Origin of the sequence: Luteococcus sp. H91, assembly GCF_038433135.1 — a bacterium.
GTDB lineage: Bacteria > Actinomycetota > Actinomycetes > Propionibacteriales > Propionibacteriaceae > Luteococcus.
Genome location: NZ_JBCDMV010000013.1, coordinates 44,844 through 59,430, shown reverse-complemented (window position 1 = coordinate 59,430; position 14,587 = coordinate 44,844). Strand labels below are relative to the sequence as shown.

Here is a 14,587-nt window from a genome sequence, read left to right as displayed (position 1 = left end):
ACCACCATCGAGCGAGGGACGACGTCATGACCGAGGAACGCCGGTTGGGCAGTCGCTACCGCTTGCAGGAGATGGTCGGCCGGGGCGCCATGGGGGAGGTGTGGCGCGGCGTCGACCAGAACGGGGCGACGGTGGCCGTGAAACTGTTGCTGCCGCAGTGGTCTCAGGACCCGGCGATGATCGCCCGCTTCGTCCAGGAACGCTCCGTACTGACCGGGATCCGTTCTCCCTATGTGGTGCAGATCCGGGACATGGTGGTGGAGGGCGACGCCATGGGGATCGTGATGGACTACGTCGACGGGCCGGACCTGCGCACCCACCTGGGACGGGTGGGAAGCATGGCGCCCCGGGAGGTGTCCCGGCTGGGTGCCAACGTGGCCCGCGGCCTGCACGAACTGCACGGCCACAGCGTGGTGCACCGCGACATCAAACCGGAGAATGTCCTGCTGGCCGGTGAATCCGGCGACTGGGAGCCGAGGCTGACCGACTTCGGCATTGCCCGGATCAACGACGCGTCGACGCGCCAGGCCACCGCCCTCGTAGGAACTCCCAACTACATGGCGCCGGAGCTGGCCGACGGCGCCGCGCCCAGCCCGCACAGCGACCTCTATGCGCTGGGCATCCTGCTCTACGAGCTGTGCTGCGGGGTGACGCCCTTCCAGGGCAACCCGCTGGCGGTGATGCAGGCGCACGCGACGCTCGTCCCGGGCCGGCCGGCCGGCCTCCCTGACGAGTTGTGGGACGTGATTGCCTGGCTGCTGCGCAGGGATCCCACCGGTCGGCCGCAGGGTGCCGGGCAGGTGGCCGCGGCCCTCGACGGGGTTTCCCCGCAGCTGGTGGGTCGCCCGCCGGCCCCGGCCTTGAGTTCGCCGCCGCCCGGGGTGCCGCAAGCGCGCCAGGGCACCACCTTCCTGGGAGCGGCCACGCCACCACGCAGCGACACGGTGCTGGCCAGCCCCGGATCCTCCATCCCGCCCGTCGGTCGGGCGCCGACGGGTCAGGCACCCAATGTGCCGCCGGCCACGGCCTACGTCGGTGACCCCGGCGTGCAGCGGACCACCGCAATGCCCGGTGGGCAGCAGCGCTGGAATGGGGCCGGTGCTGGGGGCGCCCTGCCGCCCGCCCCGCCCCAGAAGAAGTCGTCGCTGCCCCTGATCCTGGCGGGGCTGGTGGCCATTGCGCTGGCTGCCTTCGGTGCCACCCGGGTACTGGGCTCCGACGAGGCCGCGAAGTCCCCAGTGAGCACCGCGCCGGCCGCCGCCCAGACCCCGCAGGGGGCCACCACCCAGGCCACCAGCCAGACGCAGGCCGCGCAGCAGAACACCACGACTGCGGCCGCCCCGGTCACGACCCAACGGGTCATCCAGCTGCCGGCCGGTGCCACCACGTGCCAGCAATCCGGCACCGCCGAGCCGTACACCAATGTGGCGTCGGGAAATGCGAGGACCACCTGCCCCTTTGCCGTTCAGGTGCTCACTGACTACCGCAGCAATGGCGGCAAGGGCGGTTCCGCTTCCTTCGTGTCATACAGCCCTGTTACCGACCAGCGCTATCCCATGACCTGCACCGGCGGCGACGTGGTCACCTGCACGGGTGGCAACGGTGCGGTGGTGTTGATCTGGTGATGTCGAATCCCAGCCAGATCCGGCGAGTCGTTGGGGTGCTGGCCCTGGCGGCAGCGGTGCTCACCCTGACCGCGTGCGGCGGCTCCACCGCTCTGCCGGGTGAGCCGGGCGGCCCGCCTGCCCCGACGAGCGCACCCCCGCCGGTGGTGCAGACCACCGGTGTCTCGCCTTCGGCTGCGACGCCGACGGGTTCCGGGACCCCGGTGGTGGTCATTCCCTCGGCCACGAGTGCCAGCGCCACCGCATCCGGTTCCGGTGACAGCGGCTCGTCAGCACCGAGGGGATCCGCCTCGGGCAATCATCCGGCTGCCCTGGTCAGCTCCTTCCCATCTCTGCAGGCAAGGCTGAGCGGGCCGGCGGGGGTGGCGATCGTTCCCGTCGGCGGCGCGGGGAAGCCGGTGGTTCTGGGGAAGCTGCAGACCGGGGCGGCCTGGTCCACGGCCAAGGTGCCGCTGGCGATTGCCGCGTTGGGCTCTGCGGCGTCGGCAAGCAGCGGAGACGTGCGTCGGGCGATCATCGCCTCCGACAACGAGGCGGCCGACCGGTTGTGGCACCGGATCGGGGGTGGCCAGCAGGCAGCTTCCGCTGTTGACAAGGTGCTTCGTGCCGGTGGGGATGCCGTGACCCTGACCCAACCCGCCGTGGTGCGCCCGCCCTACAGCGCCTTCGGGCAGACGTCGTGGGCGCTGACCAACCAGGCCAGCTTTGCGGCGCACCTGCCGTGCATGGCGTCGGGGACGCAGGTGCTGGGATTGATGCGCCAGGTGGATGGCGGTCAGCAATGGGGGCTGTACCGGCTGGGGGGTGCCGCGATCAAGGGTGGTTGGGGGCCGTCGTCGGGTTCCGGCTACCTGGTGCGCCAGCTGGGCGTGCTCCCGGTGGAGGGCGGGCAGCTCGGCGTCGCGATCATGGTGGACTCGCCCGGAGGATTCGAATCCGGCGTGCGGGATCTCAATGTGATAACCGATTGGCTGCAGGCCAATCGGGCGGCGCTCCCGGCGGGCGGCAACTGCTGACCTGCTCCGGCTTGGCGCCACGCAGGATCAGGTGGAGCGGGTGGCGCCGATCGAGGCGACGATCACACAGGCCATCGCCAGCAGGTCCGTCGGGCTGAGCCGTTCGCCCAGCAGGATCAGCGCCGCCAGGGCCGCGGCGGCGGGTTCGATGCTCATCAGGATGCCGAAGACCCTCGGCGGGATGGACTTCAGCGCCACCATCTCCAGCGAGTAGGGCACCACGGAGCTGAGCAGACCGACGCCGGCGCCGGCCAGCAGCACGTCGGGGCGGACGATCTGGGCGCCGCCCTGGTGAATCGCGGGGACGGCCAGGACGACGGCGCCGATGGTGCAGGCCAGGGTCAGCGCATCCATCCCCGGCCAGGTCTTGCCAGCGCGCGCCGCGGTGACGATGTATCCCGCCCAGCATGCCCCGGCCAGCAGGGCGAAGAAGACGCCCCACGGGTCCATCCCGGTGGGGGTGAAACCCAGCAGCGCCACCCCGGCCAGAGCCAGTAGCGCCCACATCACGTCGAGTGCCCGACGGCTGCCCACCACCGACAATCCCAAGGGACCAAGGAATTCCAGTGTCACGGCCAGGCCCAGAGGCAGGCGGGCGAAGGCCTCGTAGATGCTGACATTCATCCCCACCAGACAGGTGGCATAGGCCAACCCGGCCGGCCAGGACCGCGCCGAGAGCGGCTTGGCCTGCTGATCCGGATGGCGTCGAGCCTCGCGACGGGTGCGGCCCCGGCCCAGCGCCGTGAGCAGCAGCAGGGCGACGGCGGCCGCGGCAATCCGCAGCCAGGCCATGGTCACCGGCGGCACCACCCCAAAGAGGTTCTTGGCCACCGCGGCCCCCACCTGAACGGACGCGATGGCGGCCAGCACCATCCAGATGGCGCCCGAGGTCGGTCGAGTGGTCGGGGAAGTCACGCCGCCCACCTTCTCACAGGGCGCAGGAGCGGTTGGGACTGCCACAAGTGGAAGCTGTAAGGGCACACAGTGCATCAGATGAGTTGATCTTGGTCTGGGCTTCCATTCGTGGCAGCGTGACGGATGGCTCAGGCCAGATGCTCCTCCACGGCCAGACGGATCGTCGCGTCATCCACTCCCAGCGCCCGGGCGCGGGCTACGAAATCCCGGGCCAACGCGGGCAAGGGATCCGGGGTGGGGGCCGACGCGCTGCCGGTGACCCGAGTGCCGGCGCCCCGGCCAGTGGCCACCAGACCGGCCTGCTCCAGCTCCTTGTAGGCGCGGGCCACGGTGCCGGCCGCCACCCCCAGGTCCCGGGCCAGCTGCCGCACCGACGGCAGTCGAGTGCCGGTGGCCAGCTGTCCGGTGGCGATTGCCGTCGCGATCTGGGCACGGAGCTGTTCGTAGGGGGGTGTCGGGTCGCTGTCGAGCACCCGGATCTGGAGGCTCATGACACGGTTTTCGTGCGCAGGCCGGGGGCGATCAGCACGGCCAGTGCCCAGGCGCAGGCTGCGATGCTGAAGAGCGCCACGGCCCCGAGCACCAGGGCGAGGCGTGGGAGGTTGTCATCGATGGCGAGGGCCGTGAGGGCGCTGCAGGAGGCCAAGGGTGCCCCGACGGCAATCAGGGCGCTCGCGACCATCGCTTCTATGGTGAGGCGGCGTGTCTGGTCGTCGATGGCGACGACGGCAGGGTCGGATCCATTGCGTGGCCGAGAGATGGCCAGCGCGAGACCAATGGCGAGCGCCACCATGCACAGCGCGAGCAGTGCAGCCAGCGGACCGGAGTACCAGGTTCCCGGGAAGGGGCCAGCGCTGTGGATGGAGGTGACAGGGGGGAGGCCCGGCGTCGGCTCGACCGGCGACTCCCAACCGAAGCTCCGTCCCACGGTGCCCAGCTCGTCGGGGTTCGGGTCCTGGTGTCGCCAGCACCACAGCAGCAATGCGGTCAGGGCCAGTCCCAGAACCGCCAGGGTCCTGCTCAGTGCGGTCGGCACGTAATGGGATTGGGACCTGTCCTCGAGCGCGGCCACCCCAGGGGTGCGGGCGCTGCGCCACACGAAGGCCTCGTTGAGCGCCAGGACGACGAGGCTGACCAGTGCTCCGGCGCTGGGGGCCAGAATCAGGCCCAACCCGAAGCGTCCCGTGGGAGACACGATCATCGCCACGATGGTGCCCGCGAACAGCCCGCCCCAGCGAGCGGTGAGGCTGCTGCGGTCAAGGTGGGCGAGGCGTGGATGAGTGACCGGATCGGGCTGCAGTCGCCTGCGTCGCACGACCAGGATGGCGGTGGTCACCAACAGGATCGGTGCGATCCACTGGACAAGGATGACGAAGAAGACGGCTCCGCTCATGGTTGGCCTTTCGACAGTGGCGAATTTGTATCGCGCGTTTGATACAAGTGTCCGGCTGTGGTGGTCTTGTGTCAATAACTTGATACAAGACCGGACCTCGACGGGCTCGGCCATCGTGGCTGGGTTGGGCGCATCCGGTCGTCGGTGGGCGTCGGGCAGCGGCGCAGCCGCGGTCCCCGAGCTTGCCGAGGGCCTCGGAGGGAGCCGCCTCAGATCGTCGTCGAGCCGTGACCCCAGGCGATCGGGCCACGGACCCCCGCCTCGTCCAGGGCTCGTTTGGCGCGCTCCCGGAGCTCTCGCTGCACGCCCCACTGCTTGTTGGCAAGGCATTTTGCCGTGATTCGCAGGGTCATTGCCTGGCCGGTGATGGTCTCGACGCCGAGCACCTCGGGCGGGTCGATCAGGTCGGCCGCGTGGCTCTCGTCGGCGGCGAAAGCGGTGCAGACCCGCTCCAGCACATCGACGGCGTGGGCCGGATCCTCCGTCGGATTGATCGGCAGGTCGATGGTGGCGATGCTCCAGCCCTGCGACACATTGCCCAGCGTGGTGATCTCGCCATTGCGCAGGTACCAGAGCATCCCGTTGGCATCGCGGACGCTGGTGACTCGCAGCCCGACGTGCTCCACCGTGCCGGTGATCTCGTTCACGGTGATCACGTCGCCGACGCCGAACTGGTCTTCCAGGATCAGGAAGATGCCGCTGATCACGTCCTTCACCAGGCTCTGCGCACCGAAGGCCAAGGCGACGCCGCCGACGCCGGCCGAGGCGAGCACCGGCGCCAGGTTGATCCCGATGTGGCTCAGGATGGTCAGCACCGCCACGGTGACGATCAGGAAGGTGGCGGCGCTGCCCAGGATCGACCCCATGGTGGCGGCGCGCTGGCTCTGCCGCTGCGATTCCATCCCGGTGGCGGCGGCCAGGATCTGGCCGGGGCGGCCCAGCTTGTCCAAGTGCTGCCTGGCCCGGTCAGTGGACAGCTTGACCATCCGTCGGATGGCCACCTGCACCAGCCACCGGCCGATCACCGCCAGCGCGATGATCACGGCGATGGCGACGGCCGTCTCCGGCCAGACGAAGACGAGACTCTGCAACAGCATGGCTCCATTGTGTCGGGTCCGGGTCGGGTGCCGGGCGCCCGACCGCGCAACTTCATCGCCACCGGCCCGCCTCTGGCTAGACTGACCCCGCTCGCGGCGCAGGAACCCGGTGCGAGTCCGGGGCGGTTCCGCCACTGTGAAAGCCCTTGTCAGTTGGTTGACGGGCACCAAGCCAGACACTCACCGCGGGCATGACCTGAACGACGATGGGGCGAGAACCCCACCCAGGAGGAAAAGTGCGCATCGCGCTGCTGTCCACGTCCGACACCGACCTGCTCTCGGCCCGCGCCAGCGGCGCCGGGTACGTGCTCGCGAATCCGGCCCGCTCCGGCCACCAGTCGATGGCCGAACTCATCGAAGGGTGCGACCTGGTCCTGGCCCGCATCCTGGGTGGGCCGCAGGACCTGTGCGAGGGTTTCCGCCGCATCGCCGCCACTGGGATTCCCACCGTCGTGCTCGGCGGGGAGCAGCAGCCCAACGCCGAGCTGATGGAGCTCTCCACGGTGCGGATCGGGATCGCGGCCGAGGCGCACCGCTACCTGGCCGAGGGCGGCCCCACCAACCTGGCCCAGTTGCACGCCTTCCTGGGTGACACGGTGCTGCTCACCGGCGAGGGATTCGAGGCCCCGCAGGCGATTCCGGCCTGGGGTTGGGCGTCGCGGGAGCCGGTGGCGGGTGCCGAAGGCCTGGCCAAGGTGGGCATCCTCTACTACCGCGCCCACGAGGCCAGCGGGAACACCGCCTTTGCGCACGCCCTGGCCGACGCCGTCGATGCCACCGGGCAGGCCGTCGGGCTGCCGATCTTTGCCGGCTCGCTGCGCTCGGCCCCCGACGCGCTCTATGAAGCCCTGGGTGAGTTGGATGCCCTGGTCGTGACGGTCCTGGCCGCGGGCGGCAGCACCCCGGCCACCGCCAGCGCCGGAGGGGATGACGAGGCGTGGGACGTGGAGCGGATGGCCGCCCTGGACATCCCCGTCATCCAGGGCCTCTGCCTGACCAGCTCGCGGGCGGACTGGCAGGCCAATGACGACGGCGTCAGCCCGCTGGATGCCGCCACCCAGATCGCCATCCCGGAATTCGACGGCCGGATCATCGGCGGGCCGTTCAGCTTCAAGGAGTTCGACGACGAAGGGCTGCCCCACTACGTCGCTGACCCCGAGCGCTGCACCCGGCTGGCCCGGCTCGCCACCCACCACGCCCGGTTGCGACACCTTCCCAACGAGGACAAGAAGATCGCGCTGATGCTGTCCGCCTATCCCACCAAGCACGCCCGGATCGGCAATGCGGTGGGCCTGGACACCCCCGTCTCCGCGGTGCGGCTGCTGCGCCGGCTGCGTGACGAGGGTTATGACCTGGGTGGCGAGAACGAGGTCACCCGGATCATCGAGGGTGACGACGACACCGTCGCGGGCGACGCCCTGATCCACGCCCTGATCGCCGCGGGTGGTCAGGACGAGGAGTGGCTGACCAGCGACCAGCTCACCGACGCGCACGTCCGGATCACCCCCGACCAGTACCGTGAGTGGACCGCGGACCTCCCGTCGGAGCTGCGTGAACAGATGACCGAGGCCTGGGGCGAGGGGCCCGGTCAGCTCTTCGTCAACGACGACGGAGAACTGGTGCTGGCCACCCTGCAGGCCGGCAATGTGGTGCTGATGATCCAGCCGCCCCGCGGTTTCGGGGAGAATCCCGTCGCGATCTACCACGACCCGGACATGGCGCCCAGCCACCACTACATCGGCGCCTACCGCTGGATCGAGCACGGTTTCGGCGCCGACGCGGTGGTGCACCTGGGCAAGCACGGCTCGATGGAGTGGCTGCCCGGAAAGAATGCGGCGCTCTCGGCGGCCTGTGGCCCGGATGCCGCGATCGGCTCGCTGCCGCTGGTCTATCCCTTCCTGGTCAACGATCCCGGTGAGGGGGCGCAGGCCAAGCGGCGCGCGCACGCGGTGATCGTCGACCACCTGGTGCCGCCGATGGCGCGCGCCGAGAGCTATGGCGACATCGCCCGACTGGAGCAGCTCCTGGACGAGCACGCCAACATCGCCGCCATGGACCCGGCCAAGCTGCCCGCCATCCGCGGCGAGATCTGGAGCCTGATGCGGGCCGCGGAGATGCACCGTGACCTGGGGCTGGAGGAAAGGCCGGAGGACGAGGAGTTCGACGACTTCCTGCTGCACGTCGACGGTTGGCTGTGCGAGATCAAGGACGCCCAGATCCGCGACGGCCTGCACACCCTGGGCAGCGCGCCGGTTGGTGAGGCCCGGGTGAACCTCGTGCTGGCCATCCTGCGCGCCAGCCAGGTCTGGGGAGGCGCCACCGCCGCGGTTCCCGGCCTGCGTCGCGCGCTGGGGCTGGCCGACGACGCCGATGCCGTGCACACCGACGAGGTGGAGGGCGTCGCGCGGGAGTTGGTGCAGGCGATGGAGGAGGCCGGCTGGGACCCGGAGGCCGCGGACCGGGTGGCCTCGACGAGCCCGGGCAGCGTGGATGCTGCGGAGGTCGCCCGGGTGCTGCGCTTCGCCGCCGAGCAGGTGGTTCCCCGCCTGGCCCGCACCACCGACGAGCTGACCGCCGTCATCCACGCCCTGGCGGGTGGCTTCATCAACGCCGGCCCGTCGGGTTCGCCGCTGCGCGGCCTGGTCAACGTGCTGCCCACCGGGCGCAACTTCTACACCGTCGACCCGCGCGCCATCCCGTCGCGACTGGCCTGGGAGACCGGCCAGGCGATGGCCGACTCCCTGCTAAAGCGCTACCTGGACGAGACCAGCGAGTACCCCAGCTCGGTCGGGCTCAGCGTCTGGGGGACCTCGGCCATGCGCACCAGTGGCGACGACATCGCCGAAGTCCTTGCCCTGCTGGGCGTCCGGCCGGAATGGGATGAGGCCTCCCGTCGGGTGGCGAGCCTGCAGGTGGTGCCGTTGGAGGAACTGGGCCGTCCCCGCATCGACGTCACGGTCCGCATCTCCGGGTTCTTCCGCGACGCCTTCCCGCACGTCGTCGCCATGCTGGACGACGCGGTGCAGCTTGTCGCAGGTCTCGACGAGCCCGACGACCAGAACCACGTGCGCGCCCACAGCGCCGCGGACCTGGCCGAGCACGGCGACGAACGCCGTAGCCGCACCCGGATCTTCGGCTCCAAGCCGGGCAGCTACGGCGCCGGCATCCTGCAGGTGGTGGAGAGTGGCAACTGGCGCAGCGACGAGGACCTGGCGGAGGTCTACACGGCCTGGGGCGGCTACGCCTACGGTCGCGGCCTGGACGGCGTCCCGGCCAGCGAGGACATGCGCACCAACTACCGTCGGATCAAGGTGGCCGCCAAGAATGTCGACAATGTCGAGAGCGACATCCTGGACTCCGACGACTTCTACCAGTACCACGGCGGCATGCTGGCCACGGTGCGCGCCCTGACCGGTGCCGAGCCGAAGGCCTACGTCGGCGACTCCACCAGCCCGGACCGGATCCGCACCCGCAGCCTGGCGGAGGAGACCGCCCGCGTCTTCCGCGCCCGCGTGGTCAACCCGCGCTGGATCTCCGCGATGCAGCGACACGGCTACAAGGGGGCCTTCGAGCTGGCGGCGACGGTGGACTACCTGTTCGGCTTCGACGCGACGGCCGGGGTGGTGCCGGACTGGATGTATGACCGGCTGGCCAAGGAATACGTGCTGGACCAGACCAACCAGGACTTCCTGCGCACCTCCAACCCGTGGGCGCTGCGCGGGATCGTGGAGCGGCTGCACGAAGCGGCCGAGCGCGGGCTGTGGGCCGAACCGGATGCCGGGGTGCTGGCCGCGATGCAGCAGGTCTACCTTGACGTCGAGGGCGATTTGGAGGACGAACGGTGAAGATCCGCATTCTGGGCATCGGGATGGGCCCGCAGCACGTCACCGCCGAGGTGGCGCAGGCCATGCACGAGGCCGACTACCTGGTGGCCTATGACAAGGGCCGCACCACCGGTGCGCGGGTCGGCGATGGGGTTGACGAGCTGCTGGCGGTGCGGCAACGCGTCGCCGACGCGCACGGCAAGGAACTCGTCGCCATTCCCGACCCGGAGCGCGACCGCAATCCCGACGACTACAAGAAGGCCGTCGCGGACTGGCACAAGGCGCGGCTGGATGCGTTGGAGTCGGTGCTGCTGGAGCGCGCTCCCGGGCTGCGCGACGGCGGGACGATCGGCTTCCTGGCCTGGGGTGACCCGGCCTTCTACGACTCGACGGTGCGGATCGTCTCCGCGATCGCCGAGCGCACCGGCGCGGACTGGGATGTGCTGCCCGGGGTGAGCGCTGTGCAGCTGCTGGCAGCCAAGTACCGGATGAGCCTGCACGCCGTCGGGGATCCGGTGCACATCACCGCCGTGCGCAAGCTGCCCGACGCGATCAGCTCCGGCCAGCGCAACATCGTCGCGATGCTGGGCGAGGTGAACTGGGACGAGCCGCCGATGAATGGGCTGGACGACTGGCAGATCTGGTGGGGCGCCAACCTGGGCGCGGTGGGGGAACGGCTGGTCGCCGGGCGGCTGGGTGAGGTCCGCGAGGCGGTTGTCGCTGCTCGTCAGGAGGCCTTTGACGAGGCGGGTTGGGTGATGGACCTCTGCCTGCTCCGGGGCCCCCGGTGACGCTCCGGGTACTGATCCTGGGTGGAACCACCGAGGGGCGGGAGCTGGCCAGGGCGCTGGTGGAGCAGCCCGGCGTTGCCGTGCTCTCCTCTCTGGCCGGGGCGGTGCCGAAGCCGCGCCTGCCCGTCGGTGAGGTGCGGATCGGCGGCTTCGGCGGCGTCGACGGCCTGCGCGACGCGCTGGCCGGGATCGACGTCATGGTGGACGCGACGCACCCCTTTGCCCAGGGGATGAGTGCCAATGCGGCGGCGGCCTGCGCCACCCCGCTGCCGGATGGGCGACGGATTGCGCTGCTGCGGCTGGAGCGCCCGGCCTGGCCCGTCGAGGACGGTTGGCACCTGGCGGCGACGCATGAACAGGCCGCCGAACTGGCCGCTGGCCTGGGCAGACGCCCCTTCGTCACCGTCGGTCGCAATGAGCTGGCGCGCTACCTCCCTGCCCTCGGGGACCGCGCGGTGCTGGCCCGGATGGTGCAGGCACCGGACCTCGTCGCCCCCGACGGCTGGCAGATCCTCACCAGCCGTGGCCCCTACACCTTCGACGGCGACCTGGCCATCATGCGCGAGCACGGCACCGACGTGCTGGTCACCAAGAATTCCGGCGGCCACTTCACCCGCCCCAAGATGGACGCGGCGCGTGAACTCGGGATTGCCTGTGTGGTGGTGGATCGCCCGCACCCCGCCGACGGGGTCGAGACGGTCACCGACATCGACGAGGCGGTTTCCTGGGTGCTGCGTCAGCGCTGAGCCGACGCGCGGGCGTTCTCGCTGAGGTTCCGGGAGCGCACTTCACGTGCCGTCTGGATGCCGGACTGCTGACTGGACTTGTCACCTCCTCGGCTTGCACCGACGGGCCACATCAACCAAGATATATAATGGACAATATAACGAGGGGGGAGCGACATGGCAGTCACCAGTGTTGATCTGGACCCGCAGTTGCTTGAACGTGCCCGCGAGCTGACCGGTGAGCGGTCGAACCGAGCTGTGCTGGATCTTGCGTTGCGGCGGCTGATCGCCTCCAAGCAGAAGGGGGTCATGATCGACGGAATCCTGGAGCTCAAGGACCTGCCCGCTGAACTGGGGGCGCCGGTCATCCATTACGACGTCGTGACCGATGACTGACTATCTGGTCGACAACTCAGTCTGGGCCAGGGCCATTCTGGGTGATCAGGGCATGATCGGGCGCCTGAACCAGATCGATCGTTCACCTGCTGACCTGGTGGTGACTTGTCCTCCCCAAATGCTGGAGTTCTGTCACAGCGCCCGCAGTGCGCAGGAGCATCAGCGGTACCGCGACCGGATGTCCTTGGCTCTACCCCTGGTGTTTGCGCCAGACGAGTGTCTGGTGCTCGACATCCAGAATGCCCTGTGGAATGCCGGTCTGGTGAGGTCCGCCGGCCCGCTCGACATCCTGATCGCGGGCTATGCCCTGGTGAACGGAGCTACGGTGATGTCCGCCGACCATGACTTTGGCCACATCGCCCGCGTGGTCAACCTCAGCTTCGAGTACATCGCTCCGACTCGCTGACGTTGGCCATGGCTAGCCCGCGGCCGGTGCCTCCGGCGGCCCGGGGATGGTGCGCTGACGGACCGTGCTGGTCAGGGCGTCGGCGGTGACGTCGGCGACGGCCAGGTGCTCGGCCTGCAGGTGCACCGCGAGTTTCCTGGCCAGACCCATCCGCAGCGGGCCCTGTTCGCCGTCAATCACCACCGTCGAGATTCCCAGCCCGGCAACGAAGTCCGCTGCCTGGATGGACCGGGCGACGGCATCGGGGCCGGCCGTGGCGCGACCGTCGGTGACCACCACCAGCAGGGGCCGCAGGTGAGGGTCGCGCAGTTGTTCGCGACGCAGCACCCGGGCGGCCTCCAACAGGCCCTCCGCCAGGGGAGTGCGGCCGCCGGCCGGAACCTCGTCGAGCCGGGGCGCCGCGATGTCCACCGAATTGGTGGGTGGCAGCACCAACTCCGCCCCGGCGCCGCGGAAGCTGATCAGGCCCACCTTGTCTCGGCGGCGATAGGCGTCCAGCAGCAGGCTGAGAATCGCGGTCTTGACCTGCACCATCCGCTTGCGCGCGGCCATCGATCCCGACGCGTCAACGCAGAAGAGCACCAGGTTGGCCTCGCGTCCCTCCCGGACGGCCAGCCGGATGTCCTCGGCGCGCAGGTCCAGGCGGTGGTCGACCTCCGCGTTTCGGCGACGGGGCTGCTCCCCGGCGGCGGCCCGCAGGGTCTCCACCAGGTGCAGTGATCCGGTCGAGTCGCCGTTCGGTCGGCGGGCGCCAACCCGTCGCCCACTACTGGTGATTGCGCGGCTGCGCTTGCCCGCGGCACCGTCGCCCACCCCGCGCACTGTCAGCGTCCGCGGCCGGGGCGACGGGGTGGCGGCCTTCACCACGGTCTGCGCCCCGTCCGATGCCGCGGCCGGGGGAATGGGTGGCGGGGGCTGCGGCAGGTCCTCCTCCGGTGCCTCGGCGGGAGGCTCGTGCCCCTCGACGGGCTCGGGATCCGTGCTGGGGGAGTCGGGGCCCGTGGTGGGCGGCTCCGGCGAGGTCAGCTCACCGTCGTCGCCCTCACCGCCTTTTGGGTCGCGATCATCCTCCGGGGCGTCGGGGCTGTCGGCTGGGTCCGGTTGCTCATCTGGCTCGGGCGGCAGCTCGTCGTCGCCCAGCAGCTGGTCCAGCAGGTCCTCGTCCAGACCGGGCGCGTCGAAGGGATTGCGTCGACGACGGTGCGGCAGCGCCAGCAGCGCGGCCTGTCGGATGTCGATCTTGGTCACGGCGGTGCGGCCCTGCCACGCGGCGTGAGTGATGGCGGTGCGGGCGGTGACGATGTCGGCGCGCAGCCCGTCCACCTCGAAGGCGGCGCAGATCTCGGCGATCTTCAGCAGTGCCGCTTCCCCCAGTCGGACGCTGGGCAGCAGCTCGGTGGCGCGGGCGATCCGTTCGCTCAGGGTCTCGTCGGCCGTCCGGTAGTGGGCCTGGAAGCCGGCCGGGTCGGCGTCGTAGGCCATCCGGCGACGCACCACCTCGGCGCGCAGCTGCCAGTCCCGCGGGGCGGCCACCTCGACGGTCAGGCCGAAGCGGTCCAGTAACTGCGGGCGCAGCTCGCCCTCCTCCGGGTTCATGGTGCCGATCAGCACGAAGCGCGCCGCGTGCTCGATCGAGACGCCGTCGCGTTCCACCGTCGCCCCGCCCATGGCGGCGGCATCCAGCAGCAGATCCACCAGGTGGTCGTGCAGCAGGTTCACCTCGTCGACGTAGAGGATCCCGCGGTGCGCCTTGGCCAGCAGCCCGGGCTCGAACTCCACATTGCCGTGTGACAAGGCACTTTCCAGGTGGATGGAGCCCAGCACCCGGTCTTCGGTAGCGCCGACGGGCAACTCCACCAGCCGCACCGCCCGGCTGGTGACCGAGTCCGCGTCGAAGGGGCCGTCGGGTGAGGTGGCGCGCGGATCGGCCGGGTCGATGGAGAAACGGTCGCCCTGGAAGACGTCGATCGGGGGCAGGACGGCGGCCAGCGCGCGCACCGCGGTGGACTTCGCCGTGCCCTTCTCGCCGCGGACCAGCACCCCGCCGATCTGCGGCTGGATGGTGGTCAGCACCAGGGCCAGGCCCATCGCGTCGAGATTCTCGGATTCGCAGCCGACGATCGCGGAGAAGGGGAAGTGCTGGTGTGGCTGGGTCTGGTGTGGCTGGGTCTTTGGTGACAAGGGCATTCGAGGCTCCCGCTCAAGTGGCCGATGGATGGTCAGTGGCTCGAGGCCGGTCTTCGGACTCGTCGGGTGCGTGCGCGACGCCCCGGCTCACCGCAGCGGGCCTGTGCCGGATTCCCACCGGCTTCCCAGATTCTCCCCAACCCCCGGCGGACCGGTTCGGAGGCACCTCGGGCCTTGTCCGGCCCACTTTAGCGTCCTCCCACACCGGGCCA

Annotated in this window: 12 protein-coding genes and 2 riboswitches; of the genes, 7 read left to right on the top strand and 5 right to left on the bottom strand. The window is 70.2% G+C overall.

Going from position 1 to position 14,587, the window contains the following annotated elements:
• Positions 1-26 precede the first annotated feature (26 nt).
• Entirely contained in the window at positions 27-1,625 is a 1,599-nt protein-coding gene (locus AAEX57_RS07765) for a serine/threonine-protein kinase (protein WP_342091774.1), read from the top strand.
• On the top strand, positions 1,625-2,641 hold the full coding sequence (locus AAEX57_RS07760; RefSeq protein ID WP_342091773.1) for a hypothetical protein: 1,017 nt from the start codon (positions 1,625-1,627) through the stop codon (positions 2,639-2,641). Before AAEX57_RS07765 ends, AAEX57_RS07760 begins: the two co-directional genes overlap by 1 nt.
• Before the next feature lie 27 nt (positions 2,642-2,668).
• Here the strand turns inward: AAEX57_RS07760 and AAEX57_RS07755 are convergent, their stop codons facing one another.
• The 4 genes from AAEX57_RS07755 to AAEX57_RS07740 all read right to left on the bottom strand — a co-directional run bounded on the left by AAEX57_RS07755 (position 2,669) and on the right by AAEX57_RS07740 (position 6,046).
• Complete coding sequence (locus AAEX57_RS07755; protein ID WP_342091772.1) at positions 2,669-3,556, bottom strand: EamA family transporter; 888 nt, start codon at positions 3,554-3,556, stop codon at positions 2,669-2,671.
• A gap of 128 nt (positions 3,557-3,684) precedes the next feature.
• Positions 3,685-4,047 carry a GntR family transcriptional regulator gene (locus AAEX57_RS07750; protein ID WP_342091771.1) on the bottom strand — a complete coding sequence of 121 codons (363 nt, stop codon included), beginning with the start codon at positions 4,045-4,047 and terminating at the stop codon, positions 3,685-3,687.
• The gene (locus tag AAEX57_RS07745; RefSeq protein ID WP_342091770.1) at positions 4,044-4,949 is read right to left on the bottom strand and encodes a hypothetical protein; all 906 of its coding nucleotides are present in this window, start codon (positions 4,947-4,949) and stop codon (positions 4,044-4,046) included. The genes AAEX57_RS07750 and AAEX57_RS07745 overlap by 4 nt, the downstream gene beginning before the upstream one ends.
• A 209-nt stretch (positions 4,950-5,158) precedes the next feature.
• Positions 5,159-6,046: a mechanosensitive ion channel family protein gene (locus tag AAEX57_RS07740; RefSeq protein WP_342091769.1), complete on the bottom strand. Its 888-nt coding sequence runs from the start codon at positions 6,044-6,046 to the stop codon at positions 5,159-5,161.
• Positions 6,047-6,123: 77 nt separating this feature from the next.
• Positions 6,124-6,248: riboswitch (cobalamin riboswitch) on the top strand.
• Positions 6,249-6,252: 4 nt separating this feature from the next.
• On the opposite strand from AAEX57_RS07740, the gene cobN reads away from it, so the two are divergent.
• From cobN to AAEX57_RS07715, 5 genes are all read left to right on the top strand, one after another.
• The gene (cobN, locus tag AAEX57_RS07735; protein WP_446721114.1) at positions 6,253-9,891 is read left to right on the top strand and encodes a cobaltochelatase subunit CobN; all 3,639 of its coding nucleotides are present in this window, start codon (positions 6,253-6,255) and stop codon (positions 9,889-9,891) included.
• On the top strand, positions 9,888-10,661 hold the full coding sequence (gene cobF / locus AAEX57_RS07730; RefSeq protein ID WP_342091767.1) for a precorrin-6A synthase (deacetylating): 774 nt from the start codon (positions 9,888-9,890) through the stop codon (positions 10,659-10,661). The genes cobN and cobF overlap by 4 nt, the downstream gene beginning before the upstream one ends.
• Positions 10,658-11,407: a cobalt-precorrin-6A reductase gene (locus tag AAEX57_RS07725; RefSeq protein ID WP_342091766.1), complete on the top strand. Its 750-nt coding sequence runs from the start codon at positions 10,658-10,660 to the stop codon at positions 11,405-11,407. The genes cobF and AAEX57_RS07725 overlap by 4 nt, the downstream gene beginning before the upstream one ends.
• Before the next feature lie 156 nt (positions 11,408-11,563).
• Positions 11,564-11,782, top strand: a complete 219-nt coding sequence (locus AAEX57_RS07720; protein WP_342091765.1) for a type II toxin-antitoxin system VapB family antitoxin — start codon at positions 11,564-11,566, stop codon at positions 11,780-11,782.
• Positions 11,775-12,188: a PIN domain-containing protein gene (locus AAEX57_RS07715; protein ID WP_342091764.1), complete on the top strand. Its 414-nt coding sequence runs from the start codon at positions 11,775-11,777 to the stop codon at positions 12,186-12,188. The genes AAEX57_RS07720 and AAEX57_RS07715 overlap by 8 nt, the downstream gene beginning before the upstream one ends.
• Before the next feature lie 12 nt (positions 12,189-12,200).
• Here the strand turns inward: AAEX57_RS07715 and AAEX57_RS07710 are convergent, their stop codons facing one another.
• Positions 12,201-14,375 carry a VWA domain-containing protein gene (locus tag AAEX57_RS07710; protein ID WP_342091763.1) on the bottom strand — a complete coding sequence of 725 codons (2,175 nt, stop codon included), beginning with the start codon at positions 14,373-14,375 and terminating at the stop codon, positions 12,201-12,203.
• 27 nt (positions 14,376-14,402) lie between these two features.
• Positions 14,403-14,555, bottom strand: a riboswitch (cobalamin riboswitch).
• Positions 14,556-14,587: the final 32 nt, after the last annotated feature.

Excerpts from the sequence above, each read along its gene's own strand:
- AAEX57_RS07765 (WP_342091774.1), top strand. The coding sequence starts at position 27 with ATGACCGAGGAACGCCGGTTGGGCAGTCGCTACCGCTTGCAGGAGATG.
- AAEX57_RS07760 (WP_342091773.1), top strand. The coding sequence starts at position 1,625 with ATGTCGAATCCCAGCCAGATCCGGCGAGTCGTTGGGGTGCTGGCCCTG.
- AAEX57_RS07750 (WP_342091771.1), bottom strand. The coding sequence starts at position 4,047 with ATGAGCCTCCAGATCCGGGTGCTCGACAGCGACCCGACACCCCCCTAC.
- AAEX57_RS07745 (WP_342091770.1), bottom strand. The coding sequence starts at position 4,949 with ATGAGCGGAGCCGTCTTCTTCGTCATCCTTGTCCAGTGGATCGCACCG.
- AAEX57_RS07740 (WP_342091769.1), bottom strand. The coding sequence starts at position 6,046 with ATGCTGTTGCAGAGTCTCGTCTTCGTCTGGCCGGAGACGGCCGTCGCC.
- cobN (WP_446721114.1), top strand. The coding sequence starts at position 6,253 with ATGGGGCGAGAACCCCACCCAGGAGGAAAAGTGCGCATCGCGCTGCTG.
- AAEX57_RS07720 (WP_342091765.1), top strand. The coding sequence starts at position 11,564 with ATGGCAGTCACCAGTGTTGATCTGGACCCGCAGTTGCTTGAACGTGCC.
- AAEX57_RS07715 (WP_342091764.1), top strand. The coding sequence starts at position 11,775 with ATGACTGACTATCTGGTCGACAACTCAGTCTGGGCCAGGGCCATTCTG.
- AAEX57_RS07710 (WP_342091763.1), bottom strand. The coding sequence starts at position 14,375 with ATGCCCTTGTCACCAAAGACCCAGCCACACCAGACCCAGCCACACCAG.